Genomic DNA, 24,340 nt, shown 5'->3' with positions numbered 1-24,340 from the left:
CAGATTTCACAGATTAAAAGGATTTCTCTCTTTTAAATTGTAAATAAAAGATTAATACATAATTTAAATAATCCGTTTAATCTGTGAAATCTGTGGCCAATAAAAATATTAGCCAATTAATTTATCAGCATACATTTTTTTTAGCTTGTTAACTTTTGGGTCAATTACGAACTGGCAGTATCCTGCTTCCTGATTATCGTTGTAATAATTTTGATGATAATCTTCGGCTTCGTAAAATACCTCAAAAGGTTTTAACTGAGTTACAATTGGATCTGCATAAACAGGCTGAACTTCTGTAAAAACCTGCTCCGCAATTTCTTTTTGCGCTTCGTCATGATATAAAATAATAGAACGGTATTGTGTTCCGCTGTCACCGCCCTGACGGTTTAATGTTGTTGGATCATGACTGGTCATGAAAATAGTTAACAAATCATGATATGAAATTATGTCAGAATCAAATGTAACCTGAACAACTTCTGCATGACCTGTACGTCCTGTACATACCTCGCGATATGCCGGATTTTTTATAAAACCATCTGAATAACCAGATTTTATTGTTTCAACACCTTTTAAACGCTGAATTACAGCTTCTACACACCAAAAACATCCACCACCAAAAGTGGCTGTTGCTAAATTTCCCATAAATGAAATTGTTTTAAGTTTACATGCCCTATTAATCCGATAGAATATTGTAATAATTTATCTAAAAAACACTCTTTAAACTAAATTTTATTCAGCAATTAAAGTTTATAATTGATAAATTCTCAATTCTATAAAAAAGCAATATATTTGCAGTCAAACATAGGCACAGTAATGAATACCAAAAATAATACCATCAGTCTTGAAACTTATTTTCAGGATTTTAGGCAGCATATTGTTGGCATAAATCAGGAATTTATGTCACCTTTTGGCAAAAAAAATATCGTTTATACCGATTGGACTGCCAGCGGAAGACTCTACAGACCAATTGAAGAGAAACTTTTGAACCAATTTGGACCTTTTGTTGCCAATACTCATACCGAAACTACTGTGTCCGGAACTGCCATGACAAAAGCGTATCATCATGCCAGAAACATTATTAAGCATCATACAAATGCCAATCAGGATGATGTTTTGATTACAGATGGTACCGGAATGACGGGTGTTATCAACAAATTTCAGCGTATTTTAGGTTTAAAAATCCCGGAAAATCTGAAAAATTTTACTACAGTTCCGGCAGAGAAAAAACCAATTGTTTTTATTTCTCACATGGAACATCATTCTAACCAAACATCATGGCTGGAAACGATTGCTGATGTTGAAATTATTCCGTCTTGCGAAAAAGGTCTTTTTTGTTTAGATAATTTAGAATTGCTTTTACAGAAATACAGCGACAGAACTATAAAAATTGCTTCTATTACTTCATGTTCCAATGTTACGGGTATAAAAACTCCTTTTCATGAAGCTGCAAAATTAATGCATCAATATAACGGAGTTTGTTTTGTAGATTTTGCCTGTTCTGGCCCTTATGTTGAAATTGATATGCATCCAGCTGATTCTGAAGCATATTTGGATGCAATTTTCTTTTCTCCTCATAAATTCTTAGGAGGTCCGGGAACTTCAGGAGTTTTGATTTTCAACAAAAAATTATATAATAATATGATTCCTGACTGTCCGGGTGGAGGAACAGTAAGCTGGACAAATCCTTGGGGAGAACATAAATATATTGATAATATTGAAGATCGAGAAGATGGCGGAACTCCAGGGTTTCTTCAGGTTATTAAAACCGCTTTAGCAATTGAGCTAAAGGAAGAAATGGGAATTAAAAACATTCTCGAGCGCGAACATGAAATTGTTGATTTTGTTTTCAATCAGTTAGAACCTGTTGAAAATATCAAAATTCTGGCTGGTCAGCATAAAAACCGTTTAGGTGTAATTTCTTTTTTTATTGAAGATCTGCATTTTAATTTAGGTGTAAAATTACTGAATGACCGTTTTGGAGTTCAAACCCGAGGTGGATGCAGCTGCGCGGGAACTTACGGACATTATTTACTTCACGTAGATCAGGAAACTTCAAATAAACTGGTAAATGAAATTACGATTGGTGATTTGATTAAAAAACCGGGATGGATTAGAATGTCGATTCACCCAACTACTACTGATGAAGAAATTGCTTTTGTTTGCGACAGTATTAAAGAATTGGCTAAAAACCATAAAACCTGGGCTTTAGATTATTCGTATAATAAAAATACTAATGAATTTGTGCATAAAAACGCCACTTCATTTGAAGATGAATTGGTAACGAGTTGGTTTAAGTCTTAGTATTTTTTTTACGCAAAGTTCGCAAAGTTTTTTTTCGCAAAGTGCGCAAAAGTTTCTAGTTTAAAAGCTAGCTTTTTGAGGTCGCAAAGCTGGTTTTTATATTACATACAGTAAACCCGACAGGTTTTTAAAACCTGTCGGGTTTGTTATTTTTATGAGAATGAGTTGTTTGTTTTAAAAGAAGTTTTTTTTAAAGCTTCTTTTATAATTGATATTCTCAAACCAAACTTTGAGATCTTAAAAAAAACTTTTATAAATCAAAAAACCTTCGTTTACTTTGCGAAAATCCTTAGCGAACTTTGCATTAAAAAACAACCAGCATTTCTACCTTTATTTTGATTCCTGAAATTTTTTAAGAGAAAGTAAGGCTTGTTCCTGAATTTTTTTATGGAAAAATCCTGTCCAGCCCAGTAAATAACCAGTAGCACCAAAAGCTTGTTTTGACCATTTCCAAACATCAAAGTTATCTGTATGTTTGATGATTAATCCGTCCTGAAAAACAAATTCTGCGGAAATTCTATTGATTACTTTACGATTCGTTTTTGTAAAATTATACGCAGCAACCCATTTGGCAGATCCGGTAAATTCATCTGCTTTTACATCAAAAAATTCAATTTTAAGATTTCCATTGCTTCTTGACAAAAGCATTTCCCACATTTTAGAAACTTGTTCTTCTTTTAATAAACCAAATGCAGGATCAATAAAATGTATTTTTGGGTGATAACATTCGGCCATTGTTTTTGCGTCAGAGTTGGCGAAAGCAGTATAGAACTTTGTAATTAAAGCTTCGTTAGGAGTCATAAATTTGTTATTAGATTATAAATATAAGGTTTATTTTATAAAATCTTTTATTTATAAAACACTAATTTCTTTTGCAGTATCGTAACTTTTCTTAGAATTGTCGTAAGCAGTTGAAAAATAATTCTTTTTATTGTAAGTAGTAAAATAGCCTGTTTGGCTGCCAAAAGTATTTGGACCGCCATTTATAATAAAGCGAACAGCGTAAATATCTGTTTTTTTCAGTTTGGCAAATTCGGCAGGAGTAAAATAATAATATGCGGTAGTTTTTCCGTCAGCAGATTCTTTTACGTTTTTGTCAACGCAGGCAATAACATCGGCGTTAGCCAAATCTACATAAAGTCCGCCCGCAATTCTGGCCTGATCATTTGCCGTTGCAATGGTAATTTTTAAAATGCCGCCTTTATCTGTTTTTGCAATCTGAATATTGGTTTCTCCTGTAAATGCATATTTCTCGCAAATGAAAGTATAATTCTGAGTGGCCGGAAATGGCTTAGAACCTTTAACACTCATTGTTTCCTGAGCATTTGTAAAAGTTGAAATAAACAGTAAAAAAAACAGTGGCATTTTTAATTTCATATAGTTGACTTTATTGTTCGGCTATTTTTGCATCAAATTTCTCATCCCAATCCATTGATTTAATGGCAGATATTAAATTTTCTTCGTTTACAAAAATGCGAAGTTCTTTATTGGCTACTTTTTTACTGTATAAAGCGTGATAGCGATAAATGACTTCATGTTTGGTTTTATAAACTCCATCTAATTTTAAATCAATAAAACTTCCATAATATTGCCTAAATCTTGTACAGGTTTTAGTCAATCGTTCCTCAGTTGTGTTTTCTCTGACAGACTGAGTAACTTCGGTTTCATTAAAAGGTTTAAACTTTGATGTATTACAGGTTTCAAGTACTCTTTTGCCTAGTTCGTAAGCTTTTCTCTGCTGTTCAGAATTAACGTCGGAACTTAAAACTTTTTTAATTTTTAAATCTTCTGTATCTCGACTAACTGTTTTCGATTTACATCCAATTAATAACAACAAACATATAATCAATCCCGCTTTCTTCATAATCATTTAAGTTATTTTTAATAATAAGTTCGGGTCGGGACAGTTTTCTATATAAAAATTTAAGTCATTTGTGTTGCAAACACCGGGATAATCGCCCCATTTGTCCTGCATATTTTTTATAATCTGAAAGTGAACATGAGGAGCATAATCTCCATTAACAGCCGAATTTCCTAAAGATGCAATTTGTTCGCCTTTCTTAAAAAATGTCCCAACAGTAAGGTTTTCTATACTTTCTAACGATAAATGTCCGTATAAAGTATAAAATTTTTCATTTTCTACTTCATGTTCCAAAATTATAGTAGGTCCATAATCTCCTAAACCTTCATTATTTTGAAAACTGTGAATTTTTCCGTCAAGCGGAGCCAAAACAGGAGTTCCAACTTTTGTCCAAAGATCAAGTCCAATGTGAATATTTCGCTCTGCAATAGAATCATTTTTAAAAATGGTACTTCTTTTATATATAGTTCTTCCTTCGATATAACCGCCGTACGCAACTTCGGCATTGTTATTTTTAAGGTATGTTGAAATAAAAAGTTCAAAATCTTCTGGAGTTTCAGGTTTGCTTTCGACCAATTCGGTATTGGTTACAGATAAATCTAAAGGAAGGTATTTTGAAAAATCAATAGAGGCATCAATAATTTTAGTAGGAGGTAAGGCTTTTAATATAGATACAAGGGATTTCATAAAATAAAATTTAGGCTACTTTTTCGATTATTATTAATTCATTGTGCACTTCAATACGCGGAAGCATTTTTGAAGTAAACAATTTTGGATTTATTTCGGCTATGTATTTTCTGTTTCGAACATTATGCGCTTCGTCTAGAATCATGGTATTGAATAGAACAAACCCCTGATCTTTTAAAAGAAAACAAACCCGTTCGCTAAAAAACTTTTCAAACAAAAAGTTTGGCATATTGGTATCTTCAAAAATATCAATAATTATTAAATCATAACGGTCTTTTGTTTTCAAAACAAATTCAAAAGCGTCGTCGATAATAATATCAAGTTGTTGTATTTGGTTTAGGTTAAAGTATTGATTCGCAATTTGAATCATTTCGGGATCGATTTCAACTCCGGTAATTTTACCTTTATATTCAATTTCATCAACTAAGGTCTTGATGACACTTCCTCCGGCTACTCCCAAAACTAAAATATGATCCATTTCTAAAACTTTATCATATCCAATGTTTCTAAGGCCGTACCTTAATATTCGCTGCAGACTTCCGTATGAATAATTAGTGTTTTCAGAATCTAAAACCAATTCTCCGTTTGCCCAGGTTACTTCTATAACTTTACTTCTGGCTGATTTTTTTTTGAAGATTTTAATTGGATAAAGATAGCTGAACAGTTTTTTGATCATTTTGTAATGCTTTTACTCAAAAATACCATTTTAAATCTTTTATTTTGCAAGAAACATCAAATTTTAATGAAGAAAATATTATACAAATTCATCTTTTTTAAGCTAATGGGCTGGAAAATAGTAGGGATAGAGAACGCTGAAGTGAAAAAATGTATACTTATGGTGATGCCGCACACGAGTAATCATGATTTTTATATTGGATTATTGACCCGCGGAATATCTGGTTTACAGATGAATTGGGTTGGTAAAAAAGAATTATTCCGATTTCCGTTTGGGTATTATTTTAGAAATGTGGGGGGCGAACCAATCGATCGTACTGGCGGATTAAACAAGGTAGATTCTATTGCTTCCATTTTTGAAAGAAAAGAAGTTTTCCGCTTAGCTGTAGCTCCAGAAGGAACAAGAAAAGGAGTAAAAGAAATTAAAACGGGTTTTTATTATATAGCGCTCAAGGCAAATGTGCCAATTGTTCCGGTAGCATTTGATTGGGGAAAGAAAGAAGTAAATCTTGGAAAACCATTTTACCCAACAGGAAATTATGAGGCTGACTGGGAAATTTTAAAACAACATTATAAAGGTGTTTTAGGAAAAATTCCTGAAAACGGAATTCAAGTCTAAAAATTCGATATTTTTTCCGATTCGTGAGAATCGCTTAAATGAAAAATAATTTTAAAAATTTTCAAATACGCGAAATTTTCGAGCTATGGTACATAAGCCTTAAAAGTTCCGTTTTTATAGAAAATTACAATTTTCTCGATTTCATCATTTTCAAAACTTAAATTAGCATTTTTATTTTCTTTTAAATTCCGTGAAGTGGTTTTTTCATCTTGATGAATGAGTTGAGAGAACAAATTATTTTCAGAAATATTTTCATTTGATGAAGTAGAGGAGTCGTTATTTTGAAAATCAGAAATAGTTTCGTTATCTGATTTAGGAAAGTTTCCTTTTCCGTTTAAAATCCAATACAAATCTACTTCCGGAAAAACGTCCATAATTTTCATGATAAAATCTAAACTAGGTTTATTTCGTCCAGAGAGCAGGTGAGACATACTGGAACGTTGCACTCCAATTTTGTCTGCAAATGAAGAAGCATTCAATCCATAATAATCCAGAATTATTTCTAATCTTTTTACAAAATCGTCTATGTTTACCATTGTAAATTATAATTCAAATTAGACATGTTTACAAATGTAATCAAAAAGTATTAATGAAACAATATAATTAAAGTTGGATTCTATATAACATATAATAATCTGATATTAAAACTTTATATAATTATATTTAAGTCATTGAAAATAAATAAAATAAGTAATAATATATAAAGTAATTACAGATGTTAACTCAAATTTAGATAAAATGTCTAGTTACATTGAAAAACCTGTTTACAAATCTCAATTTATACTAAAACTTAAAGTTTACAATTGTAAAAATAAAGATGTTTACTTTTGTAAACTAATCAAAACACAATGAATTTAGAAGAATTATTTAACCAGCACAAAGAGCAGTCAATTGAAGGCCGTTATCTAACTTTAGATCATATTAAACCGTTATTAGATAAGTTAAATACTGACAATCAAGTTAAAATTATTAGCGAATCAGTTTTAGGTGAACCTATATATAGTTACCAAATAGGAACCGGAAAAACGCGCATTTATTTATGGTCGCAAATGCACGGAAATGAAAGCACCACTACAAAAGCGCTTTTTGACTTTATAAACGTATTAAACAGCCAATCAGATTTTGCTAAAGAAATGCTTGATGCATTTACCTTTTATATGATTCCGATTTTAAATCCTGACGGAGCACGACTTTATACTCGCGAAAATGCTAATAAAATTGACTTAAACCGCGATTCTCAAAACCTTACTCAGCCAGAAAGTAATGTATTAAGAGCCGTTTTTGAAGATTTTAAACCTGATTTTTGTTTTAATCTTCACGATCAGCGTACAATTTTTGGCGCAGGCGACACAGGAAAGCCTGCAACGGTTTCATTTTTAGCCCCTTCTTATAATGAAGAAAGAGATGTAAACGAAAACAGACAAAAAGCCATAAATCTTATTGCCGGAATTAACGATGTTTTACAAAATTATATTCCCGGACAAGTAGGCAGATTTGACGATTCATTCAATATAAACTGTATAGGGGATACTTTTCAGTTTTTGGGCGTTCCTACTATATTATTCGAGGCGGGTCATTATCCTAATGATTACGATAGAGAAACGACCCGAAAATACATATTTTTCTCACTAATTTCGAGCTTTCAGCTCATAAACGAAAACGATTTAGTTATTAATAGAATTTCCGATTATTTGAATATTTCACAAAATAAAGTGGTTTTTTATGATTTTATGTGGAAAAATATCAAAATAAATTATGATGGTATCGAAATTATTACGAATTTTGTCGCTCAATACAAAGAAGAATTGATTGAAAATAAGATTCATTTTAATGCTTATATAGTAGAAGCGGGCGAATTGGAAAATTATTTTGGTCATTATGAATACGACGGAAATGGTGCTGTTTATTCTGATGATTATTCTAATATTCCGAAAATGAACCAAAAAGCAGACTTTTATTTAAATAAAAACATTAAATTTGTTAACGGCTTGATAAAAAGTTAATTTTTATGTGAATTTGTTATTTTTTATATATATTTTTATACTTTGTAATAGCAATTAGTAATATTAATTAAAGAATTATGAGTAAATTTCGTTTAGATGAAGTAGATCACCAGATTTTAGATATGTTAATAGACAATACGAGAGTACCGTTTACTGACATTGCAAAAAAACTATTGATTTCTGCTGGTACAGTACACGTTAGAGTAAAAAAGATGGAGGATGCCGGTATCATCATGGGGTCTTCATTAGCCTTAGATTACGATAAATTAGGTTATTCATTTATTGCTTATGTAGGGGTATTTCTTAATAATACATCTCAAACTAAATTTGTATTAGAGCGTATCAATCAAATTCCATTCGTAACAGTTGCATCTGTAACGACAGGAAAATTCAACATCTTTTGCAAAATCAGAGCAAAAGATACAAAACATGCAAAAGAAGTTATTTTCATGATTGATGATATCGATGGTGTTTACAGAACTGAAACAATGATTTCATTAGAAGAAAGTATTAACGATAAGAAGCGTTTGATGCATACTATTTTCAAAAATATGTAAGAACTTTTCTTGAATGCTATATAAAAATATACCTCAAGTTTATTCTTGGGGTTTTTTTATGACTAATTAACCAACCAACTATAACAGAATTTTATGTACACGTTGCCAAAAATAGAACGTTTTAATCGAGATGTTCTTTCAAAATACCACATTTACAACAGTGTTTTCATAACATTGCCTTTTGATTCTATTGACAATACTGGTGTTTTACTGCCTTTATTTACAGAAACTTGCGAAACGGGATTTAAAAAACAGGAAACTCCAAAAGAAATTTTCGATTTCTTTTCGAATAAGTTTCTAAACAATGCTTCAGAAACTGAGAAAATCGATTTAATGTTTCGATTTATTCAATATATAGAACGTCAGATTGTATTGTTTGATGCTATTGAAGATGCTGCATTTCCGGAAGTTAACAATATGGAAGGGCGAGGATCTCTTCGTGATATTAAAGAGAAATCTGACGCCAAAGAAAAAGATGACGAATTAATTGGATTTCTTGAGAATTTCAATGTTCGTACCGTTTTAACGGCTCACCCAACACAGTTTTATCCTGGACCGGTTTTAGGAATTATCAACGATTTGACAGAAGCAATTCGTCAAAACGATTTGTTACAAATCAAGCAATTACTAGCTCAGTTAGGAAAAACGCCTTTTATTCAGCATGAAAAACCAAATCCTTACGACGAAGCGGTAAGTTTGATTTGGTATCTTGAAAATGTATTTTATGCTACAGCGGGAGAAATTGTACATTATCTTCAAAAAAATCTTCATGACGGAAATCCAATTCAGAATCAATTAATAAAATTAGGATTCTGGCCGGGAGGTGACCGCGACGGAAATCCATTTGTTACAACAGAGATTACTCTTAAAGTTGCAGATCGTTTAAGAACTTCAATTTTAAAGTGTTATTATGTTGAAATGAGAAATTTAAAACGAAAGCTAACTTTCTCAGGTGTAGATACTTTAGTTGCTGATCTTGAACAAAAACTTTACCGTTCGGTATTTTATTCTAAAGGTGAAATTTTTATCACTTTAAAAGAATTACTAGATCAGTTGAATACAATTCGAACTATAATTATCGAGAAGCATCAATCTCTATATTTAGACGAGTTAGAAGCACTTTTAGTGAAAATTAATTTATTCGGATTCCATTTTGCCACTTTAGATATTCGTCAAAACAGCAAGATTCATAATGCGGTATTTAAAGATGTAGTGAATTACTATTTGAATTCTGGTTCTGATATTTTTCCTAAAAATTATTATGAATTGACAGAAGATCAAAAAATTGATGTTTTATCAAAAGTAAAAGGAAATTTAAATCCTGCCGATTTTGAAAATGAAATTACACGTTCTACTTTAGAATCTGTTCAGGCTATTAAAACCATTCAGCAAAATAATGGAGAAGAAGGAGCAAATCGTTACATTATTAGTAACAACGAAAGCGCTCTCAATGTGATGGAAACCTTTGCCATGATTCGTTTGAACAATTGGGAAAATCCTACGGTTGATATTATTCCTCTTTTTGAATCAGTTGATGATTTACAAAATGCTCATCAAATTATGGAGCAGTTATATACTAATCCTGAATATTCTAAGCATTTAAAATCAAGAGGAAATGAGCAGACTATTATGCTTGGTTTCTCTGATGGCACAAAAGATGGCGGTTATTTAATGGCAAACTGGAGTATTTATCAGGCAAAAATTTCATTAACTGAAATTTCAAGGCAATACGGAATTAAAGCTATTTTCTTTGATGGCCGTGGCGGACCTCCTGCTCGTGGCGGTGGGAAAACACATAAATTCTATGCTTCTTTAGGTCCAAAAATTGAAAATCAGGAAATTCAGATAACTGTTCAGGGACAAACAATTAGTTCAAATTTTGGAACTCTGGATTCTTGCCGTTACAATATTGAAAACTTATTGAGTGCCGGAATTACGAATCAGGTTTTTAGTAAAGATAAAAATGAATTATCTGCAGAAGAAACTCAAATTTTGACTCAATTAGCTAATTTAGGTTATGATAAATATTTAAGTTTTAAGAACCACCCGAAATTTATTCCGTATTTAGAAAAAATGAGTACGTTGAAATACTACTCTAAAACTAACATTGGAAGCCGTCCTTCAAAAAGAAGCAAATCTGAATCTTTGGATTTTGCTGATTTAAGAGCTATTCCGTTTGTGGGTTCATGGAGTCAGTTAAAACAAAACGTACCAGGATTTTTGGAGTTGGAACTGCTTTAAAACATTTTGAAGAAAGAGGTCAATGGGACAGAGTTCAGGATTTATATCACAATTCATTATTTTTCAAAACTTTGTTAGAAAATAGTATGATGTCATTAGCAAAATCATTTTTGCCATTGACAGCTTATATGAGAAAAGATCCTGAGTTTGGTGAATTTTGGCAGATTATCTATGATGAATTCTCTGAAACAAAACGTCTTTTATTGAAAATTGCCGGACACAAAACTTTAATGGAAAATTATCCTGATGGTATAGCTTCTATTCAGATAAGAGAGCGTATTGTATTGCCATTGTTGACAATACAGCAATATGCTTTATTAAAAATTAATGAGCTAAACAAAGAAAATTCAACAAACGAAGATCTTATTAAAGTATACGAAAAAATCGTAACAAGATCTCTTTTTGGAAATACTAACGCAAGTAGAAATTCAGCTTAATCTCAAATTTGTAAACTTTAAAATTATAAAAATGATTGCAAGTCAGTTATTAGAAAATGAGTATTCGGGACATTTTGGAACTTATATCAAACAAGCCGGAGATGGAAAATTGATCGAAGAATTGGAAATTTCTCTTCATGAATTTATCCGATTTGTTCAAAATATCCCGATGGATAAATTTGATTATCGTTATGCAGAAGGGAAATGGACGATAAAAGATATCATACAGCACATAATGGATTCTGAACGAATATTTACTTATCGTGCTTTGAGATTTTCAAGAAATGACCAAACCCCACTGCCTAGTTTTGAAGAAAATGATTATGCAATAAATACAGATGCCGGAAGTAGAAGTATTCAGGATTTACTAACTGAATTTTCTGCACTAAGACATTCAACTTTATTGTTTTACAAAAGTTTATCTGAAGACCAGCTTAAAAGAATTGGAACTGCTTCAGGAAATCAAATTTCTGTTAGAGCTTTGGGTTTTGTTATGATCGGGCATCAAAAACATCATCAGAAAGTTTTTGAAGAAAGATATTTGTAAACTATAAACAACGATAAAATCTTTGTCAAAGTTTAAAACTTTGACAAAGATCTTTATAATGAATAAACCCGACAGGTTTTAAAAACCTGTCGGGTTTATTATTCTAATAAAATATCAAATTTTAAAATAAAAGAATTTATATGTTATTTCAATTCCAGTTTTTTTAAACGTGAAGTAATTGCTCCAGTATTTCGTCCTAATAGATTAGCTATTTCTTCAACTTTTTTGCCTTCCTTAAAAAGATTTATAAGTTTTTGATCTTCTGCTGCATCCCATTTTTTATAAGCTTCTGTATGAGTAAGCCGTATTTCATCAACTGAATACGATTTACTTTTAATTTGCCTATTTTGATTTCTTTCAATATAGGCCAGTCCAAACCTGATTTTGTCATAAGACATTTTCTCTTCAAAGTAATCAAAATAAGGTTTTAAGGCCGTTGGTTTTTCCAATTCAATTTGTGCTTTCTCAATTTCTGTAATTTCATTTTCTGAAACAAATTGACTTAAATCCAGATCATGACCATCGACATATAATTTTGCTAAATGAGAAACAATGGTAGTTTCGTTTAAATTTCGTTTTCCTGCAATTTCAGTAACCGAATTTCCAGCTTGAAATAATTCCAGAGTTTTCTCATAAGTACTTTCCTTTTTTCTCTTTTTACAACAGACTTATTTCTTTGAAATTCAATAATTGCGTTAATAAAATCATTACCATATTTTTCAAGTTTAGCTTTTCCAACTCCATCAACAGCAAGAAATTCTTCATCGCTCATTGGTCTTAAAATTTCCATCTGACGTAATGCGGCATCACTAAAAATCACATAAGCCGGAACTTCTTCTTCCTGCGCAATTTCATGACGCAATTTTCTAAGTGTTTCAAAAAGAGAGTTTTTAGCAACTTTTGCTTTCTCTTGTTTTATTTCATTTTTATCAATTACTTTCTTAACAACAGTCGTTAGTTTTACTTTTTCTCCTTCAAACAGAACTTTTTTTGCAAAAGGAGTCAATAAGATTTTATTATGCTGGTGAAAAGCAATTTCACAATATCCTAAATTAATTAATTGAATAAGATATTGATTCCAGTCGTACCATGAAATATCGGCACCAATTCCGTACGTTTTTAGCGTTTGATAATTTTTTTCGTAAATATATGCGTTTTTTGAACCTCTTAAAAAATCAACAATAACTGCCAAAGGTTCTGATTCCTGTAAACGGGTGATGGCCGAAAGAGCTTTCTGAGCTAGAATTGTTCCATCAAAAAAAGTAGGTGGATTTTTGCAGATATCACAATTGCCACAATTTTCTGTAACCAATTCACCAAAATATGAAAGAAGAATTTTTCGCCTGCAGCTTACTGCATCCGCATATTGTTTCATTCTTTCTAATTTTGCCAGCTGTACATCAGAATTTAATCCTTCCGATGCAAATTTTTGAAGCTGAATTACATCAGCATAACTTTCAAATAAAACTGTTTCAGCAGGAAGACCATCACGTCCGGCACGCCCAATTTCCTGATAATAACCTTCAATATTTTTTGGAAGATTATAATGTATAACCCAGCGTACGTTTGATTTGTCAATTCCCATTCCAAATGCAATAGTGGCACAGACAACCTGACAATCATCATTGATAAACTCATCCTGTGTTTTAGCTCTTTTATCATTATCTAAACCAGCGTGATATGCTTTTGCAGAAATTCCGTTTTTCATTAATTTCTCCGCCAGTTCTTCAGTTGTTTTTCTGCTAAGGCAATAAATAATTCCTGATTCGTTAGGTTTATTTTCAACGAAATCAATTATTTGTTTTACACGATCCAGAGCAGGACGAACTTCAAGACTTAGATTTTTGCGATCAAATGAAGCAACAAAAGTTTTAGGATTTTTTAAATTTAACTGTTTTGTTATGTCAACACGCGTTGCTTTGTCTGCCGTTGCAGTTAAGGCAAGCACAGGAGTAGAAGGGAAGCGGTTTTTTAAATAGCCTAAATTAGTATAAGCAGGTCTAAAATCGTGTCCCCAGGAAGAAATACAATGTGCTTCATCAATAGCAATTAAACTGATTTTTAGTTCATTAAAAATATTATCTAAATAAGACAAACTTTCAGGAGCAATATAGACAAGCTTAAAAGTATTTGATTTTAAATTATCAATATAAAACTGCTGTTCTTCTGACGATTGACTGCTGTTTATGTAGCAGGCAGAAATTCCGTTAGTTTTTAAACTGTCTACCTGATCTTTCATTAGAGCAATCAATGGCGAAATAACAATCGTTATTCCCGGAAGTATAAGAGCTGGCAATTGAAAGCATATTGATTTTCCTCCACCGGTTGGCATAATTGCCAAGGTATCCTGACCTGATAATACAGTATTTATTATAGTTTCCTGATTTGGTCTAAATTTTTCAAACCCAAAATTTTCTTTTAGTTTGGCGTGTAGTAATTCTGAATTCATGAGGCGAATATTTATATTTTAAAGCTGGAATAAAACATAAATATAGTATTTTTCTTATAAAATAAAATTATTTTTTTGATTTCACTCATAAAAAAAGGAACCCTGAAAGAGTTCCTTTTTTTTTATAATTTAAACGATTAATTAATCTTCGTCGTCTTCATCATCTTCATCGTCTCCAATATCGTCTCTGTCATCATCGTCGTCATCACCGTCACCACCATCAGAATCTGGTTTGTCTTGATTATCGTCATCATCGTCATCGTCAGCTGCTTCATCATCAAGATCAAGACCTTTTACTGGTTCGATTGTGTCAACGTCAAGATCAATATCGTCGTCGTCTTCGTAATTTTCAATTCTGTCAGCAAGCTTAGTACTAATTTTTACTAAATAAATAGTGTCTTCTGTACGAACTTCAACAGCTTCTACTAATTCGTTTTTAGCGTTTCTAAAACGGATTACATCCGAATCATCATAACCATCAGGAAATTTTTCAACCAAAAGGTTTAAAATTTCATTGGTCAATTTGGCGTAGTCTACTATAATTCTTTTCATAAAAATATACTATAAATCTAATAAATATGCGAATATTAACGGAGCCACAATTGTAGCATCCGACTCAATAATAAATTTAGGCGTTTTGATATCTAGTTTACCCCAGGTAATTTTCTCATTTGGAACTGCTCCTGAATAAGAACCATAACTAGTTGTTGAATCTGAAATTTGGCAGAAATAGCTCCAGAATGGAACATCGTGCATTTCCATATCCTGATAAAGCATAGGAACAACACAAATAGGGAAGTCTCCTGCGATACCACCACCAATTTGGAAGAATCCAATTCCATTTTGGCTGTTTTTTGTATACCAGTCAGCAAGGAAAGTCATGTATTCTATACCTGATTTCATTGTTGATGCTTTTAACTCACCTTTAATAACATAAGAAGCAAAAATATTACCCATTGTACTATCTTCCCATCCAGGAACAATAATTGGTAAATTTTTCTCAGCTGCTGCATACATCCAGCTGTCTTTTAAGTCGATTTCGTAGTATTCTTCAAGAACTCCTGATAATAACATTTTGTACATGAATTCATGTGGGAAATAACGTTCCCCATTATCATCGGCATCTTTCCAGATTTTATAAATGTGTTTTTGTAAACGTCTAAAAGCTTCGTGTTCAGGGATACAAGTATCTGTAACACGATTTAGTCCTCTTTCAAGTAAAGCCCATTCGTCTTCTGGTGTCAAATCACGGTAATTAGGAACTCTTTCGTAGTGAGAGTGAGCCACTAAATTCATGATGTCTTCTTCTAGATTGGCTCCAGTACATGAAATGATTTGTACTTTATCTTGTCTAATTACTTCAGCAAAAATTTTACCTATTTCAGCTGTACTCATAGCTCCAGCCATACTTACCAACATTTTAGCTCCATTTGCTAATTGTTGTTCATATTCTTTAGCGGCATCTACCAGTGAAGCAGAATTAAAATGTAAATAATGTTTTTGAATAAACTGACTGATTGGTCCTTTCATTTTGTTTTTTGTTTTTTTGTTTTTTTTGAATTAAAAGTTTTTAACCTTTTTACTGTATATGCAAATTAATAATTTTATAGGAATAAACTTCGTAATTTGCGCTTTTTTTTATATTTTTTTCTTGTAGCCTAAAATTTTCAATACATCATCAGAAGTCTGTTGTTCAGAGAAAACTTCTGTTGCCAGAATTCCATTTTCATCGCGATCTATTAAAATATGTTTTGGCTGCGGAATCAAACAGTGATGTAAACCTCCATAGCCTCCAATAGTTTCCTGATAGGCTCCGGTATTGAAGAAACCAATATACAATGGCTTTTCTTTATTGTATTTTGGCAGGTAAATAGCGTTCATGTTTTGCTCTGAGTTGTAATAATCATCACTATCACAAGTTAAACCTCCTAACAAAACCCGCTCGTATGTATCGTTCCAGCGGTTAATTGCCAGCATGATAAAACGTTTGTTTATTGCCCATGTATCAGGCAGAGTTGTAATGAACGAAGAATCGATCATATTCCATTTTTCTCTGTCATTTTGTTGTTTTTGATACAAAATCTGATAGATAGCGCCACCACTTTCACCTACTGTAAATGAACCAAATTCAGTAAAAATATTAGGAACGTCAACTTCAGCCTCTTCGCAGGCAATTTTAATCTGATTAATGATCTCATCAATCATATATTGATAGTCATATTCAAAAGCAAGCGAGTTTTTAATTGGGAAACCGCCTCCAATATTCAAACCATCCAGAGTAGGGCATTCCTTTTTAAGGGCAATGTATACTTTAATACATTTTACAAGCTCGTTCCAATAATATGAAGTATCGTTGATTCCGGTATTAATGAAAAAGTGAAGCATTTTAAGCTCTAATTTATCATTCTCCTGAATTTGTTTTTTATAAAACGAAACAATGTTTTTGTAACCAATTCCTAATCTTGAAGTATAAAACTCAAATTTAGGTTCTTCCTCAGCAGCAATACGAATTCCAATTTTAAATTTTCCTTTTATTTCTGCCTGAAGTAAATCAAGTTCTTCATAATTGTCAATAATCGGAATAGTATTTTTATGTCCGTTATTAATCAATCTGCCTATATTAGTAATGTATTCATCTCTCTTGAAACCATTACAAATTACATAAGTACTTTTGTTGATTTTACCATTTTCAAGAAGATTCTCAACAATATTAACATCAAATGCTGATGATGTTTCTATATGAATGTTATTCTTAAAGGCCTCGTTCATAATATATTCAAAATGAGAACTTTTTGTGCAATAACAATAGTAATATTTTGCGTCATATTTATTCTTTTCCATTGCTTTTCTGAACCATGACTTTGCCTTGTTGATGTTTTCAGAAATTTGAGGTAAATAAGTAAACTTCAAAGGTGTTCCGTATTGTTCTACCAATTTCATTAAATCGATATTGTGAAACAATAAGTTGTCTTTATTTAGTTTGAATTCCTCTTGCGGAAAGTAATATGTTTGATTAATTAGGTCAGAATATTTTGTATTCATTTATATTTCAATATTTTAAGTTCTCATTTATTAAATTTAGTGATTTTATGCTAAATTTAAAATTCAAACTCTAATATTGGCAAATATAATTTGCAGTTTTTCGTGTTCTGCCTTAGAGCATTGGAAAACATCAAAACAAAACGGGCTTTTACTATTATAAAAACGGTTCAACATTCTTAATAAAGAACTGCTGAGACGGTTTCTGTAAGAGCTGAATTGTCTTTGTTTATTGTTTGTTTTCATCGTGGCAAATGTAAAAAATAATATATACCAAAAGCAATGCTTTTGATTAAAAAAAATTAAGATTGATAATCCTGAAACGCTTCCAGAATCAATTTATTTTCAACCGATTGGTTAATTTTTATTTTTCCGATTCCTTCAATTAAAGCAAATTGAATCAAACCATATTCATTTTTTTTGTCATGAACCAGTAATTCTAGGATAGGATCAATGTCTTTTTCTTCAAAAATTACCTGATCATAAATTGACTGAATAGCAGTTTTAATTTCTATATATTCTTCTTTTGAAATTAAATTTTTATGAAGTGAAATATAACTTTCCAAAATCATTCCAACAGCAATTGCTTCACCATGAAGTAAAGTAGTTTTTTCTTCGCTTTCTAAAAAGTAACTTTCAATTGCGTGACCTAAAGTATGTCCGAAATTTAATGCTTTACGGATATTTTTTTCGGTTGGATCCTGAATTACAATTTCATTTTTAATTTCTACAGAACGGTAAATTAAAGTATCAAGTCCGTTGTAATCGATAGATGTAATATCAAGGAATTCTCTCCAGTATGGAGCGTCGTAGATTAAACCGTGTTTAAGCATTTCTGCCAGTCCTGAACGCATTTCGCTTTGCGGTAAAGTTTCAAGGTATTGTGTATCGATTAAAACCATTTGAGGAACATTGATAACTCCAATTTGGTTTTTAAGATTCCCTAAATCAACACCTGTTTTTCCACCAACAGAAGCATCAACCATAGATAACAAAGTAGTTGGAATATTAATAAAATCAACACCTCTTTTAAAGGTTGAAGCTACAAATCCACCAAGATCAGTAACAACACCTCCACCTAAATTAATAATAAGAGATTTTCTATCGGCACCAAGTTCCGTTAAAACATGCCAGATTTGTATACAAGTCTCAATATTTTTGTTAGCTTCTCCGGCTTCAAACTCAATAATTTCAATGTTTAAATCAGTTTCAATAATTGGCAGAAGCTTTGGCAGACAATATTCATTTGTCTCAGTATCAACAATTATAAAAATATTTGAATACTTATTTTCTCTTAAATATTTATTTAAAGCTTCGTATGCATTTTGGTTAAAATGCACGAAATAATTATTTGCTTGGATAGACTGCATAATTCCGAGGTTAATTAAAACCGCAAAATAAGGCATTTTTAGCTTAATAATATTCAAACATTTTGTCTAATTTGTTTTAAAATGAATTATTCTAAATTAAATATTCCTTTTATAAAGTGTTCATTAAATAATTTTGAATTTAGTCCTAAATAAAGTAGTAAAACTTTACTTCATAATTTATTTTTTTTTACAGCTTCATATTGATAATTTCAAAAAATATCACACGATTTCGTAAACTATATTCAAAACAGTGTCTATCTTTGCACAAAAACTAAACTTAATGGAAAAAATATTCGATAACACTCAGGTAGCTTTTTCGCTAAAGAGTGATACTGAACTAGACAGAGCTTACTTTCTTTTTAAAATGATTGATAGTGAGCCTTTAGTACGTATTGGAACTGCTGTTACTAATTTTGCAATCAAAGCACATCTTCCTGTAGAAGGATTGATTCGCGCGACTGTTTTTGATCATTTTTGCGGGGGAGTAAACGAAAATGACTGTTTAACTGTAGTAGATAAAATGTTTACCAAAGGTGTTTCATCTGTATTAGATTATTCAGTTGAAGGAAAAGAAGAGGAAGCGCAATTTGATGCTGCCTTAGAAATGACTTTAAAAACTATTGAATTTGCAAAAGAACGCCTGGCAATTCCGTTTGCAGTATTTAAACCAACTGGTTTAGGACGTTTTGAATTGTATGAAAAATTAGGTGAGAAACAAACTTTAAGCCCAGCAGAACAAGAAGAATGGAATAGAGTAGTGGCTCGTTTTGATCAGGTTTGCAGTGAAGCTTATAAAAAAGATGTTGCTTTATTGATTGATGGTGAAGAAAGCTGGATGCAGGATGCTGCTGATGATTTGGTAACCGATATGATGCGTAAATACAACAAAGAAAAAGCAATCATTTTCAATACTTTACAAATGTACCGCTGGGATCGTTTAGATTATTTAAAAGGTCTGCACGAAATTGCTAAAAAAGAAGGTTTCTTTATCGGGATGAAATTGGTTCGCGGCGCTTACATGGAAAAGGAAAATAAACGTGCTGAAGAAAAAGGATACGTTTCTCCAATTTGTGTTTCTAAACAAGCTACAGATGATAATTATGATGCCGCTGTTCATTATATGTTAGAACATTTAGAGACTATGGCCATTTTTGCAGGTACTCACAACGAATTAAGTTCTTATAAATTAATGGAAATGATGGCTCAAAAAGGAATTGCCAAAAACGATAAAAGAATCTGGTTCGGGCAATTATACGGAATGAGCGACAACATTAGCTATAACCTTGCTGAAAACGGATATAATGTTGCAAAATATCTTCCTTTTGGTCCCGTAAAAGATGTTATGCCGTACTTGATTCGCCGTGCTGAAGAAAATACTTCTGTTGCAGGACAAACAAGCCGTGAATTATCTATGATTAAAACAGAGCGTAAACGTAGAAAAGGGAAATAATTTTTTAATTTCTATCCCAGTTTACATATATATAAAGCTTCAATTAAAAATTGGAGCTTTTTTTGTTCATTATAAACTGGACTGAAGTCCAGCCCTATAATATGTATCGAGCCTCTGGCTCTTTTTTCGTTCCGAAGGAACAAATTATATTGTAGAGCTGGACTTCAGTCCAGTTTAAATAGATTTTGATTTACAAAAAAAGTCCATTTGCAAAGCATTGGACTTTTTTATTGGAATTTGAAATTTATAAAATTGAGATTTATTTAAGAATTACTAAACTGTAGATTGCTTAAGTTTTTATAAATACCATTTTCTAAGTTTATTAATTCCTGATGTGTTCCTTCTTCTGAAATTTTTCCGTTATCGAGAACTAAAATTTTATCAGCATTTCTAATTGTCGAAAGTCGGTGAGCGATAATAATACTGGTTCTTCCTTCCATTAATACTTCTAAAGCTTCCTGAACCAGTTTTTCGCTTTCGCTGTCTAAAGATGAAGTAGCCTCGTCTAATATCAAAATACTTGGATTTTTAAGCAAAGCTCTAGCAATTGCAATACGCTGGCGTTGCCCACCCGAAAGTTTAACACCACGTTCTCCAACCAAAGTTTCAAATTTCTCAGGAAAACCATCTACAAAATTAAAAGCATTGGCTTGTTTCGCAGCGGCAATAATTTCTTCATCAGTAGCATCAGGTTTTCCGTAAGCTATATTTTCTCTAATTGTTCCTCCAAAAAGAATAACATCCTGAGGTACAATACTCATATTTCCACGAAGATCTTCTAAGTCGTAATCGTAAATGTTTTTTCCGTCAACCGTAATTTCTCCGGAAGTAATGTCATAAAAGCGCAGTAAAAGCGATGAAATAGTAGACTTTCCAGCACCGCTTGGTCCTACAATGGCTATTTTTTGACCAAATTCGGCTTGAAAATTTACATCTTTTAAAACCTGAATTTCCTGACGGGTTGGGTAACTGAAAGCTACATTGCTAAAAGTCACATTTCCTTTAATTTTCTCTTGATTTTTGTTTGAATTTGAATTGATCTTTTCCGGACTTTCGTCTAATAATTCAAAAACACGTTCAGTTGCTCCAATGGCTTTCTGAATTTGTGCATATAATTCGGCAATTCCTCCAAAAGAAGCACCAACAAAAGTAGAATATAATACAAACGAAATTAACTGCCCAACACTCATTTCGCCGGAAATACTTAAACGTACTCCAAACCAAACTACAGCTACAATGGCTCCAAATAAACAGAAAATAATAAATGAAGCAAAATAACCACGATACTGACCGCCTTTAATTGCCAGTTTTACAACCTCGTTAATCTTTCCTTTATAACGTGCAATTTCGTACCATTCATTTGCAAAAGCTTTTACAATGCTGATTCCCTGCATCGTTTCTTCAACAATTACCTGGCTTTCTGCAACCTGATCCTGAACTTTTTTTGAATATTTTCTAATAAATCTTCCAAAAACAACCGCAGCGATCGCAACCAGCGGAACTACTGACAGCATTAATAAAGTTAATTTAAAACTTTCTGTAGCCAATAAAATTACGCCTCCAACAATTAGTATAAACTGACGTAAAAATTCGGCAATTGTTGTAGTTAATGTATCCTGAATCTGTGTAATATCGGCGCTGATACGACTATTTAATTCTCCAACTCTTTTTTGAGAGAAAAAAGTCATTGGCAATTTAACCAAATTGGTATACAAAGCCAAACGTAAATTTGCCAATGTATTTTCGGTAAAGTTTACGAATAATGATAATCTGAAAAATGAGAAAAATGATTGTAAAAACAGAATCGCAATTAAGCCTAAAGCAATTGTATTAGCTTCGCTGAAATCTTTATTTTTTACACAGTCAACAAGCATTCCCATTAATTTAGGGAAGGCAAGGGCAGTGGCTCCGGTTAACAGCAGGAAAATTAATCCAATAAAGAATTTCCATTTGTGATGGCCTGCGTATGTAAATATTGTTTTTGCTTTATTAAGTGAAGTAGCCGTTATTTTTGATTTTGGTAAATCATTTTCTTTAAATCGTGCCATTTATAATATAATATTTAAGGTATGCAAATGTATGACAATACAGAGTAATATTAAGATTTAACGGCCGAGATTTCGATTTTTAACTAAATTATAAGAAAAAGAGATTTTTTCTGAATCTTTTAAAAAGCTGAGAAATAAGTTAGTAAATAAAAAGACTAAAAAATATTTCATTTTTTTTCTAAATATGCTTGCAAATACAAAATCTAGCTGTATATTTGCACTCGCAATCACGAAATGATAGCAGCCTAGTAAAATAGGGCGATTAGCTCAGCTGGTTCAGAGCACCTCGTTTACACCGAGGGGGTCGGGGGTTCGAACCCCTCATCGCCCACTGTGAGGGATAACATTTCTGTTATCCCTCTTTTTTTGATATATAAGATATCCTTTTTCCTCCATTTTACTGGCATTATGAGAAAATATCTCCATCATTGTAGGTGTTCGATATATACCCTCTTGGTAGTATAAGTTGCCATCGAACACCATGTTTACAAATTGACGTTTTTGCAAAACATCTAATTTTGTATATACATGCCTGATATCACTCATTAAATCCAAGTTATTATCTAGAACTTCAAAAGCTTTACCTTGGTTTGTACTGAATCTTTCTATTGATGCAGTAAGTGTTAAGATATGATCACTATAGGTAGAATACCATCTTTCGTAAGTGTCTTTATTTATTTCATCTTTAAACCATTTTTCTTCTACCTTATTTAATCTGTGCTGTACTTCGTCAAGTTCGTGCCTTTTGTCTGCAACTTTTTTCTTGTTTGCTTTTACTTCCTGTTCAATTGAAGCATAAGATCCAGCTCTTATTTCCTTAATTTTCCCTTCAGGAACACTCATGAGGTTGCAGGCATTTAAAAACTGCTCATGTGCTTTTACAGCACTTATGTTGTTATGTTTCGAATGCTTACATTTATAATAGTAAAAATATTTTCCAGATTTACCACGAGAGGGTGCGCCTGTCAGAGGAGTTCCGCAGTGGCATTTTACAACGCCTCTCAGCGGTATTTCCTCGTCTACAGTTACTTTTACCTTATCAACCTTTTTCATTTTGGATTGTACCATTGTCCATGTTGTCTTATCAACTATCGGTTCATGAATAGCTGGAAAAAGGCCTCCCGGCAGATCCTTGAAAGGTTCAACTCTGACAAGTCCTGCATAAACAGGATTTGCCAGCACGCGGTCAATAGCCATGTTGCCTTTTCTGTCAAATCCAGCTCCGTACGCAATTTCCTTGATTTTATATAATGGCACATCACGTAGGAACATATCATAAATATTTCTTACCACTTTGGCTTCTATTTCATTTACTTCAAGATGTCGCTGTTTTCCTTCTCCAATCTTGCTGTAGCCAAAAGGTTTTTCTCTGGTAAGGAAGCGGCCTTCTTTAGCACGGGCAGTGTAAAGCCCGCCACGCACTTTTATACTTCTGTTGATATTATCCTCTTCAGCAAGTAACAATTGTAACCCTGCCCTGAAAAAGCTTCCCGGCGTGTCATAATCAAAAACAATCCCTTCAGTCACGCTGATAATCTGAATACTATATTTTTTTTGGAACTGCTTTACCATATTCATCGCTTCTCCAGCGTCCCTGCTGAAACGGTCAAGCTGATCTACAAGGAGATAATCTACAGATTTATAATGTTTCGCAATAAATGTCTGCAGTTTTATAAAATCCGGACGATCAAAAGTCTTGGCACTTTTCCCTCTGTCGATAAAGGTATCTACCAATTGTATATTATTATACTGCAGGTATTGATCAGTATATAATTCCTGTCTTTCAATAGAGCCGTTACTTTGTCCCAACTGGCTAAACCTTAAATATCTAATCGCCCTCTTCATATAATTCTTTTAATGTTAATGACACCATAATTTCAATCATGAAATTTACGAATTTTTGTTCTTTTTCTCTTTCTAAATCTTCATAATTTTTTGATATAATATCATCATTTTCAAACTGTTCACCCTCTAAATTTTCCATATCAAATATTATTAAACTTAATTAAGACACCGCATTTCTCACAGCATCAAAACGAATTTAAAATACAATGAT

Annotated in this window: 20 protein-coding genes, 1 tRNA gene and 2 pseudogenes; 8 read left to right on the top strand and 15 right to left on the bottom strand. The window is 32.1% G+C overall.

Annotated features, from left to right (window positions below; genetic code table 11):
* Positions 1 to 108: 108 nt before the first annotated feature.
* The gene (gene msrA, locus ABDW27_RS00900) at positions 109 to 642 is read right to left on the bottom strand and encodes a peptide-methionine (S)-S-oxide reductase MsrA (protein WP_343694178.1); all 534 of its coding nucleotides are present in this window, start codon (positions 640 to 642) and stop codon (positions 109 to 111) included.
* Positions 643 to 813: 171 nt separating this feature from the next.
* On the opposite strand from msrA, the gene ABDW27_RS00895 reads away from it, so the two are divergent.
* Positions 814 to 2,301, top strand: coding sequence for an aminotransferase class V-fold PLP-dependent enzyme (locus tag ABDW27_RS00895; protein WP_343695263.1), 1,488 nt, complete (start codon positions 814 to 816; stop codon positions 2,299 to 2,301).
* A 330-nt stretch (positions 2,302 to 2,631) separates the two neighbouring features.
* Here the strand turns inward: ABDW27_RS00895 and ABDW27_RS00890 are convergent, their stop codons facing one another.
* The 5 genes from ABDW27_RS00890 to ABDW27_RS00870 are packed head-to-tail and all read right to left on the bottom strand — an operon-like array spanning position 2,632 to position 5,525.
* Positions 2,632 to 3,102 carry a nuclear transport factor 2 family protein gene (locus ABDW27_RS00890; protein ID WP_343694177.1) on the bottom strand — a complete coding sequence of 157 codons (471 nt, stop codon included), beginning with the start codon at positions 3,100 to 3,102 and terminating at the stop codon, positions 2,632 to 2,634.
* A 51-nt stretch (positions 3,103 to 3,153) separates the two neighbouring features.
* Positions 3,154 to 3,666, bottom strand: coding sequence for a hypothetical protein (locus ABDW27_RS00885; RefSeq protein WP_343694176.1), 513 nt, complete (start codon positions 3,664 to 3,666; stop codon positions 3,154 to 3,156).
* 22 nt (positions 3,667 to 3,688) lie between these two features.
* Complete coding sequence (locus tag ABDW27_RS00880; protein WP_343695262.1) at positions 3,689 to 4,165, bottom strand: hypothetical protein; 477 nt, start codon at positions 4,163 to 4,165, stop codon at positions 3,689 to 3,691.
* 6 nt (positions 4,166 to 4,171) lie between these two features.
* Positions 4,172 to 4,849, bottom strand: coding sequence for a peptidoglycan DD-metalloendopeptidase family protein (locus ABDW27_RS00875; protein ID WP_343694175.1), 678 nt, complete (start codon positions 4,847 to 4,849; stop codon positions 4,172 to 4,174).
* 10 nt (positions 4,850 to 4,859) lie between these two features.
* The gene (locus ABDW27_RS00870; RefSeq protein WP_343694174.1) at positions 4,860 to 5,525 is read right to left on the bottom strand and encodes a fused MFS/spermidine synthase; all 666 of its coding nucleotides are present in this window, start codon (positions 5,523 to 5,525) and stop codon (positions 4,860 to 4,862) included.
* A 66-nt stretch (positions 5,526 to 5,591) separates the two neighbouring features.
* Between ABDW27_RS00870 and ABDW27_RS00865 the strand changes: the two genes are divergently transcribed.
* Positions 5,592 to 6,143, top strand: a complete 552-nt coding sequence (locus tag ABDW27_RS00865; RefSeq protein WP_343694173.1) for a 1-acyl-sn-glycerol-3-phosphate acyltransferase — start codon at positions 5,592 to 5,594, stop codon at positions 6,141 to 6,143.
* An 83-nt stretch (positions 6,144 to 6,226) separates the two neighbouring features.
* Here ABDW27_RS00865 and ABDW27_RS00860 read toward each other — a convergent pair whose 3' ends face one another.
* Positions 6,227 to 6,679: a helix-turn-helix transcriptional regulator gene (locus ABDW27_RS00860; protein WP_343694172.1), complete on the bottom strand. Its 453-nt coding sequence runs from the start codon at positions 6,677 to 6,679 to the stop codon at positions 6,227 to 6,229.
* Positions 6,680 to 6,991: 312 nt separating this feature from the next.
* Here ABDW27_RS00860 and ABDW27_RS00855 point away from each other — a divergent pair, with 312 nt between their 5' ends.
* From ABDW27_RS00855 to ABDW27_RS00840, 4 genes and pseudogenes are all read left to right on the top strand, one after another.
* Positions 6,992 to 8,146, top strand: coding sequence for a M14 metallopeptidase family protein (locus ABDW27_RS00855; protein WP_343694171.1), 1,155 nt, complete (start codon positions 6,992 to 6,994; stop codon positions 8,144 to 8,146).
* A 77-nt stretch (positions 8,147 to 8,223) separates the two neighbouring features.
* Positions 8,224 to 8,703, top strand: a complete 480-nt coding sequence (locus tag ABDW27_RS00850) for a winged helix-turn-helix transcriptional regulator (RefSeq protein ID WP_008468989.1) — start codon at positions 8,224 to 8,226, stop codon at positions 8,701 to 8,703.
* Between the two features lie 93 nt (positions 8,704 to 8,796).
* Positions 8,797 to 11,381: pseudogene (locus tag ABDW27_RS00845) on the top strand (phosphoenolpyruvate carboxylase).
* A 31-nt stretch (positions 11,382 to 11,412) separates the two neighbouring features.
* On the top strand, positions 11,413 to 11,928 hold the full coding sequence (locus ABDW27_RS00840; protein ID WP_343694170.1) for a DinB family protein: 516 nt from the start codon (positions 11,413 to 11,415) through the stop codon (positions 11,926 to 11,928).
* Positions 11,929 to 12,071: 143 nt separating this feature from the next.
* On the opposite strand, the pseudogene recQ reads toward ABDW27_RS00840, so the two are convergent.
* The 5 genes and pseudogenes from recQ to aroB form a co-directional block, all read right to left on the bottom strand.
* A pseudogene (gene recQ, locus ABDW27_RS00835) lies at positions 12,072 to 14,377 on the bottom strand (DNA helicase RecQ).
* 141 nt (positions 14,378 to 14,518) lie between these two features.
* On the bottom strand, positions 14,519 to 14,929 hold the full coding sequence (locus ABDW27_RS00830) for a DNA primase (protein ID WP_343694169.1): 411 nt from the start codon (positions 14,927 to 14,929) through the stop codon (positions 14,519 to 14,521).
* A gap of 9 nt (positions 14,930 to 14,938) precedes the next feature.
* Positions 14,939 to 15,907 (bottom strand): deoxyhypusine synthase family protein, encoded by a 969-nt coding sequence (locus tag ABDW27_RS00825; protein ID WP_343694168.1) that lies wholly within the window; start codon positions 15,905 to 15,907, stop codon positions 14,939 to 14,941.
* Positions 15,908 to 16,015: 108 nt separating this feature from the next.
* The gene (locus tag ABDW27_RS00820; RefSeq protein WP_343694167.1) at positions 16,016 to 17,419 is read right to left on the bottom strand and encodes an arginine decarboxylase; all 1,404 of its coding nucleotides are present in this window, start codon (positions 17,417 to 17,419) and stop codon (positions 16,016 to 16,018) included.
* 299 nt (positions 17,420 to 17,718) lie between these two features.
* On the bottom strand, positions 17,719 to 18,786 hold the full coding sequence (gene aroB / locus ABDW27_RS00815; protein WP_343694166.1) for a 3-dehydroquinate synthase: 1,068 nt from the start codon (positions 18,784 to 18,786) through the stop codon (positions 17,719 to 17,721).
* A gap of 280 nt (positions 18,787 to 19,066) precedes the next feature.
* On the opposite strand from aroB, the gene ABDW27_RS00810 reads away from it, so the two are divergent.
* Positions 19,067 to 20,236: a proline dehydrogenase family protein gene (locus ABDW27_RS00810; protein WP_343694165.1), complete on the top strand. Its 1,170-nt coding sequence runs from the start codon at positions 19,067 to 19,069 to the stop codon at positions 20,234 to 20,236.
* 263 nt (positions 20,237 to 20,499) lie between these two features.
* Here ABDW27_RS00810 and ABDW27_RS00805 read toward each other — a convergent pair whose 3' ends face one another.
* The gene (locus ABDW27_RS00805) at positions 20,500 to 22,284 is read right to left on the bottom strand and encodes an ABC transporter transmembrane domain-containing protein (RefSeq protein WP_343694164.1); all 1,785 of its coding nucleotides are present in this window, start codon (positions 22,282 to 22,284) and stop codon (positions 20,500 to 20,502) included.
* A 256-nt stretch (positions 22,285 to 22,540) separates the two neighbouring features.
* On the opposite strand from ABDW27_RS00805, the gene ABDW27_RS00800 reads away from it, so the two are divergent.
* A tRNA-Val gene (locus tag ABDW27_RS00800) sits at positions 22,541 to 22,615 on the top strand.
* On the opposite strand, the gene ABDW27_RS00795 is transcribed toward ABDW27_RS00800, so the two are convergent.
* Both ABDW27_RS00795 and ABDW27_RS00790 read right to left on the bottom strand, forming a co-directional pair.
* Positions 22,606 to 24,129, bottom strand: coding sequence for a recombinase family protein (locus ABDW27_RS00795; RefSeq protein ID WP_179002097.1), 1,524 nt, complete (start codon positions 24,127 to 24,129; stop codon positions 22,606 to 22,608). The two genes, ABDW27_RS00800 and ABDW27_RS00795, sit on opposite strands and share 10 nt — an antisense overlap.
* Positions 24,113 to 24,268: a hypothetical protein gene (locus tag ABDW27_RS00790; RefSeq protein ID WP_179002095.1), complete on the bottom strand. Its 156-nt coding sequence runs from the start codon at positions 24,266 to 24,268 to the stop codon at positions 24,113 to 24,115. The genes ABDW27_RS00795 and ABDW27_RS00790 overlap by 17 nt, the downstream gene beginning before the upstream one ends.
* Positions 24,269 to 24,340: the final 72 nt, after the last annotated feature.

It is taken from the genome of Flavobacterium sp., assembly GCF_039595935.1.
GTDB lineage: Bacteria > Bacteroidota > Bacteroidia > Flavobacteriales > Flavobacteriaceae > Flavobacterium.
This window is presented reverse-complemented; position numbering and strand designations above follow the sequence as displayed.

Excerpts from the sequence above, each read along its gene's own strand:
- aroB (WP_343694166.1), bottom strand. The coding sequence starts at position 18,786 with ATGCAGTCTATCCAAGCAAATAATTATTTCGTGCATTTTAACCAAAAT.
- ABDW27_RS00875 (WP_343694175.1), bottom strand. The coding sequence starts at position 4,849 with ATGAAATCCCTTGTATCTATATTAAAAGCCTTACCTCCTACTAAAATT.
- ABDW27_RS00820 (WP_343694167.1), bottom strand. The coding sequence starts at position 17,419 with ATGAATACAAAATATTCTGACCTAATTAATCAAACATATTACTTTCCG.
- ABDW27_RS00865 (WP_343694173.1), top strand. The coding sequence starts at position 5,592 with ATGAAGAAAATATTATACAAATTCATCTTTTTTAAGCTAATGGGCTGG.
- ABDW27_RS00850 (WP_008468989.1), top strand. The coding sequence starts at position 8,224 with ATGAGTAAATTTCGTTTAGATGAAGTAGATCACCAGATTTTAGATATG.
- ABDW27_RS00855 (WP_343694171.1), top strand. The coding sequence starts at position 6,992 with ATGAATTTAGAAGAATTATTTAACCAGCACAAAGAGCAGTCAATTGAA.
- ABDW27_RS00880 (WP_343695262.1), bottom strand. The coding sequence starts at position 4,165 with ATGAAGAAAGCGGGATTGATTATATGTTTGTTGTTATTAATTGGATGT.
- ABDW27_RS00860 (WP_343694172.1), bottom strand. The coding sequence starts at position 6,679 with ATGGTAAACATAGACGATTTTGTAAAAAGATTAGAAATAATTCTGGAT.
- ABDW27_RS00870 (WP_343694174.1), bottom strand. The coding sequence starts at position 5,525 with ATGATCAAAAAACTGTTCAGCTATCTTTATCCAATTAAAATCTTCAAA.
- ABDW27_RS00840 (WP_343694170.1), top strand. The coding sequence starts at position 11,413 with ATGATTGCAAGTCAGTTATTAGAAAATGAGTATTCGGGACATTTTGGA.
- ABDW27_RS00805 (WP_343694164.1), bottom strand. The coding sequence starts at position 22,284 with ATGGCACGATTTAAAGAAAATGATTTACCAAAATCAAAAATAACGGCT.
- ABDW27_RS00830 (WP_343694169.1), bottom strand. The coding sequence starts at position 14,929 with ATGAAAAGAATTATAGTAGACTACGCCAAATTGACCAATGAAATTTTA.
- ABDW27_RS00795 (WP_179002097.1), bottom strand. The coding sequence starts at position 24,129 with ATGAAGAGGGCGATTAGATATTTAAGGTTTAGCCAGTTGGGACAAAGT.
- ABDW27_RS00810 (WP_343694165.1), top strand. The coding sequence starts at position 19,067 with ATGGAAAAAATATTCGATAACACTCAGGTAGCTTTTTCGCTAAAGAGT.
- ABDW27_RS00825 (WP_343694168.1), bottom strand. The coding sequence starts at position 15,907 with ATGAAAGGACCAATCAGTCAGTTTATTCAAAAACATTATTTACATTTT.
- msrA (WP_343694178.1), bottom strand. The coding sequence starts at position 642 with ATGGGAAATTTAGCAACAGCCACTTTTGGTGGTGGATGTTTTTGGTGT.
- ABDW27_RS00885 (WP_343694176.1), bottom strand. The coding sequence starts at position 3,666 with ATGCCACTGTTTTTTTTACTGTTTATTTCAACTTTTACAAATGCTCAG.
- ABDW27_RS00895 (WP_343695263.1), top strand. The coding sequence starts at position 814 with ATGAATACCAAAAATAATACCATCAGTCTTGAAACTTATTTTCAGGAT.
- ABDW27_RS00790 (WP_179002095.1), bottom strand. The coding sequence starts at position 24,268 with ATGGAAAATTTAGAGGGTGAACAGTTTGAAAATGATGATATTATATCA.
- ABDW27_RS00890 (WP_343694177.1), bottom strand. The coding sequence starts at position 3,102 with ATGACTCCTAACGAAGCTTTAATTACAAAGTTCTATACTGCTTTCGCC.